This is a genomic window from Deinococcus pimensis DSM 21231, assembly GCF_000519345.1.
GTDB lineage: Bacteria > Deinococcota > Deinococci > Deinococcales > Deinococcaceae > Deinococcus_A > Deinococcus_A pimensis.
The window spans coordinates 21,291-22,054 of sequence record NZ_KI912638.1 but is presented as its reverse complement, the minus strand read 5'-3'; the positions used below and the strand labels follow the sequence as shown (position 1 = coordinate 22,054).

2 protein-coding genes are annotated in these 764 nt (G+C 69.8%); both read left to right on the top strand.

Translation table 11 applies throughout. The features are described from left to right. A partial coding sequence (locus tag DEIPI_RS36605) for a HEAT repeat domain-containing protein (RefSeq protein ID WP_211238277.1) occupies positions 1-165 on the top strand: 165 nt, incomplete at its 5' end. A gap of 45 nt (positions 166-210) precedes the next feature. Continuing rightward, on the top strand, positions 211-597 hold the full coding sequence (locus DEIPI_RS0110290; protein ID WP_027481727.1) for a nuclear transport factor 2 family protein: 387 nt from the start codon (positions 211-213) through the stop codon (positions 595-597). Positions 598-764 lie beyond the last annotated feature (167 nt).

Here is a 764-nt window from a genome sequence, read left to right as displayed (position 1 = left end):
GCAACCGACGAGGCCTGGGAGGTCCGCGAGGCGGCCGCCTGGGCCCTCGGCCGCCTCGGAGACCTCGCCGCGCTCGCCCGGCTCGAACACGACCCCCACGACGAGGTGCGCGCGTCCTCCCTGCGCGCCGCGGGACTCCACGAAGGGTCACCCAAGGCGTCCTGACCCTCGGTTCAGCCACCCTCACGCGGGACGTGATGTGCTGACCGCATGCCCAAGGACGTGACCGACCGCTTCATGCAGGCCCTCCAGGAAGCCGAGCAGCGCAAGGACCCCACCCCCCTCGTGGAACTCTACTCCGAGGGGAGCAGCACCGAGAACCTCGCCATCGGCCCCTACGAGGGCCGCGAGGGCGCCCGCGAATTCTGGAAGAAGTACCTCGACGTCTTCCAGGACATCCGCTCCGAATTCTACGGACAGGCCGACGACGACCGCACCGGCGTCATGGAATGGGTCGCGCGCGGCCACCTCGCCAGCGGACGCCCCATCGAGTACCGAGGCGTCAGCGTCATCGAGGTCGAGGACGGCCAGGTCAAGAAGTTCCGCACCTACTACGACTCCGCCGCCTTCGTCAACGACACGAACGGCCAGGACTGAACGACCGAACGCGAGGGCCCGCCGGGAGAAGGACGGCGGGCCCTCGCTTCTGCCCGGGGCGTTCACGCGTCTCTGTTCGTACGCTCGGGGACGGCCCCTCGCTTCTGCCAGGGGCGTTCACGCGTCTCTGCACTCATGGGTGGCGTCGTACGCTCGGGGACGGCCCC